Origin of the sequence: Pseudoroseomonas ludipueritiae (genome assembly GCF_014490445.1) — a bacterium.
GTDB classification, from domain to species: Bacteria; Pseudomonadota; Alphaproteobacteria; order Acetobacterales; family Acetobacteraceae; genus Pseudoroseomonas; species Pseudoroseomonas ludipueritiae.
In genome coordinates this window covers 1-2,932 of sequence record NZ_JACTUZ010000279.1, presented here as the reverse complement: position 1 = coordinate 2,932, position 2,932 = coordinate 1, and the positions used below count along the sequence as shown (strand labels likewise).

Genomic DNA, 2,932 nt, shown 5'->3' with positions numbered 1-2,932 from the left:
CGTGGCCGGCGTGCTGGGCGGCACCTGGCGCGCGAAGGCGGCGGCGGCCTCGCCCCCCCGGCGCAATGCCTCCGGCGCCACCTCGGCCCGGGCGGCGGTGGCGAGCAGCAGGGCGAAGAACAGGGGCAGCAGGCGCGGCATCGGATCTTCCCCGTGGATCAAACGCAGATGCGCGGCGCTGCGGCCGGATGCAAGCACGGCCCTGGCCGCCCCCTTGCGGCGCGCCAGTCTTTCGCCTCTGCTGCGCGGAAGCGAGGAGATGCACATGTTTGATTTTTCCGGCCGTCGGGCCGTGGTGATGGGTGGCAGCCGCGGCATCGGGCGCGCCATTGCCCTGGGCTTCGCCCAGGCCGGCGCGCGGGTGGCGATCTGCGCCCGCGGCCAGGCATCCCTGGATGCGACGCGGGGCGAGCTGGGCGAGGGCGCCTTCGCCGCCCCCTGCGACCTGGCCGACCCCGCCGCCATTGCCCGCTTCATCCCCGAGGCCGCCGCCGCGCTGGGCGGCATCGACATCCTGGTGAACAATGCCTCCGGCTTCGGGTCCGAGGATGACGAGGAAGGCTGGGCTGCCTCCTTCCAGGTGGACATCATGGCCATCGTGCGCGCCAGCCACGCCGCCGAGCCCTTCCTGGCCGAGGCCGCGCCGCGCCTGCCGGGCGGCAGCAGCATCGTCAATGTGTCCTCGATCTCGGCGCTGCGGGCGGCGGCGCGCTCGCTGCCCTATGGCGCGGCCAAGGCGGCGGTGGACCACTACACCATGAGCCAGGCCCGCGTGCTGGGCCGCAAGCAGATCCGCGTCAACGGCGTCGCCCCCGGCTCCATCGAATTCCCCGGCGGGCGGTGGGAGGAGCGGCGGCTGGAAGGCTCGCCGGTCTACCAGTCCGTGCTCGCCTCCATGCCGCAGGGCCGGCTGGGCGTGCCGGAGGAAGTGGCGGATGTGGTGCTCTTCCTGGCTTCCCCCGCCGCGCGCTGGGTGACGGGCCAGACCCTGGCGGTGGATGGCGGCCAGCTCCTGGGCCTGTGACCCCCATCGAGATCGCATTGGAGGAAGCCCGCGCGGCGGCGGCGCGCGGGGAGGTGCCGGTGGGCGCGGTGGTGACCGACCCCGCCGGCACCGTGCTGGGCCGCGCCGGCAACCGGGTGGAGGAATTGCACGACCCCAGCGCCCATGCCGAGATCCTGGCCCTGCGCGCCGCCGCCCAGGCGCGCCGGAGCCCGCGCCTGCCGGACTGCACCCTGACCGTGACGCTGGAGCCCTGCCCGATGTGCGCCCAGGCTTCCAGCTTCTTCCGGGTGCGGCGCGTGGTCTTCGGCGCCTATGACCCCAAGGGGGGTGGCGTGGAGCATGGGGCGCGGATCTTCCAGGCCGCCTCCTGCCACCATGCGCCGGAAGTGGTGGGCGGGGTGCGGGAAGCGGAATGCGCCGGGCTGCTGCGGGATTTCTTTGCGCGGTTGCGCTGAGCCGGGTGAGTGGCCGGGGCCAAAGAGGGCTCCGCCCTCTCTGGACGCTCCCACCGGGGTGGAAAGTCCACCCCGGACCCCGCTGTCAGTTTGAGATTAGGGCTTGAGGACGCGGCACCGCGCAGCAGCCCGCGTTGGAACAGAAAAAGGCCACGCGGGCTGAACCCGCGGTCGCCGGAGGTCATGGACCTCCGGCGGAACCACCGTGCCACCGAACTGATGGCGGGGTCTGGGGTGACCCTGTCACCCCAGCGGGGAAGGTCCGGAAGGGGCGGAGCCCCTTCTGGCCCCGGCCTGCCGCCTCAGAAATCGCTGACGCGGCCTTTGCGTTCCCAGTCGCCGAAGCGGGTCGGCTCCGGCCCTGCCGGCCCGCCGATCTCCACCGGCTTGGTGGCCGGCTTGGGCTGTTGGGTGGTCTCCGGCTGGGTGTCTGCCTCGGCCGGGGTGGGGGTGGCCGGCGTGGCGGCCTCTTGTTCGGGCTTCGTCATGCGCAACATCTGGGGTGTGAAGGCCGGAACAGGGAAGGGGGTCATGAGCGGATATCTGCGGACAACGGTTCTGCTGGCGGCGATGACGGCCTTGTTCGTGGCGGTGGGCGGGCTGCTGGGTGGCCGTGGCGGCATGATGGTGGCGCTGGGCGTCGCCTGCGTCACCAATCTCTTTGCCTGGTGGGGCAGCGACCGGATGGTGCTGCGGATGCACAATGCCCAGCCCATCGGACCGCAGGACGCGCCCGCGCTCTGGCGCATGACGGAGGCCATGGCGGCCCGCGCCGGGCTGCCGATGCCGGCGCTCTACCTGATCCATGAGCGGCAGCCCAATGCCTTCGCCACCGGCCGCAACCCGCAGAACGCGGCGGTGGCGGTGAATACCGGCTTGCTGGAGCTGATGCCGGAGGAGGAAGTGGCCGGCGTCATCGCGCATGAGCTGGCGCATATCCGCAACCGCGACACGCTGATCATGACCGTCACCGCCTGCCTGGCGGGTGCCATCGGCATGCTGGCGCAATTCGGCTTTCTCTTCGGCGGGCGGGACCGGGAGCGGGGGCCGGGGCCGGTGGTGGGGCTGCTGGTCATGCTGCTGGCGCCGCTGGGGGCGGCCATCGTGCAGATGGCCATCAGCCGTGCCCGGGAATACGAGGCCGACCGGGGCGCCGCCGAGATCACCGGCAACCCCGCCGGGCTGGCCAATGCCCTGATGCGGCTGGAGCAGGGGCGGGGCGTGTTCCTGAACCCGGCGGCGGAAGCCAATCCGGCCACGGCGCATCTGTTCATCGTCAACCCGCTCTCCGGCGCGCGGCTGGACGGGCTGTTCTCCACTCACCCCCGCACCGAGAACCGGGTGGCGGCGCTGATGGAGCTGGCGCAGCGGATGGGCGGTGGCCGGGGCGGCTGGAGCGTGCCGGGCGGGGCGCCCATGGCTTCCGCCGTGCCGCGGACGCGTGGCGCGGGGCAGGGGCCCTGGTCGCGCG

The 2,932-nt window shown here is 73.0% G+C and carries 4 protein-coding genes; 3 read left to right on the top strand and 1 reads right to left on the bottom strand.

All coding sequences use genetic code 11. The features are described from left to right. Positions 1-265 precede the first annotated feature (265 nt). Both IBL25_RS25505 and IBL25_RS25500 read left to right on the top strand, forming a co-directional pair. Positions 266-1,024 carry an SDR family NAD(P)-dependent oxidoreductase gene (locus tag IBL25_RS25505; RefSeq protein ID WP_187781250.1) on the top strand — a complete coding sequence of 253 codons (759 nt, stop codon included), beginning with the start codon at positions 266-268 and terminating at the stop codon, positions 1,022-1,024. After that, on the top strand, positions 1,021-1,461 hold the full coding sequence (locus IBL25_RS25500; protein ID WP_187781249.1) for a nucleoside deaminase: 441 nt from the start codon (positions 1,021-1,023) through the stop codon (positions 1,459-1,461). Before IBL25_RS25505 ends, IBL25_RS25500 begins: the two co-directional genes overlap by 4 nt. A 302-nt stretch (positions 1,462-1,763) precedes the next feature. On the opposite strand, the gene IBL25_RS25495 is transcribed toward IBL25_RS25500, so the two are convergent. Next, the gene (locus IBL25_RS25495) at positions 1,764-1,949 is read right to left on the bottom strand and encodes a DUF1674 domain-containing protein (RefSeq protein ID WP_187781248.1); all 186 of its coding nucleotides are present in this window, start codon (positions 1,947-1,949) and stop codon (positions 1,764-1,766) included. A gap of 43 nt (positions 1,950-1,992) precedes the next feature. Between IBL25_RS25495 and htpX the strand changes: the two genes are divergently transcribed. Next, positions 1,993-2,932: zinc metalloprotease HtpX (gene htpX / locus IBL25_RS25490; protein ID WP_187781247.1), on the top strand; the 940-nt coding region annotated here is incomplete at its 3' end.

What these genes read in the sequence shown, in the direction of transcription:
- IBL25_RS25505 (WP_187781250.1), top strand. Translation starts at nt 266, where the DNA reads ATGTTTGATTTTTCCGGCCGTCGGGCCGTGGTGATGGGTGGCAGCCGC.
- IBL25_RS25495 (WP_187781248.1), bottom strand. Translation starts at nt 1,949, where the DNA reads ATGACGAAGCCCGAACAAGAGGCCGCCACGCCGGCCACCCCCACCCCG.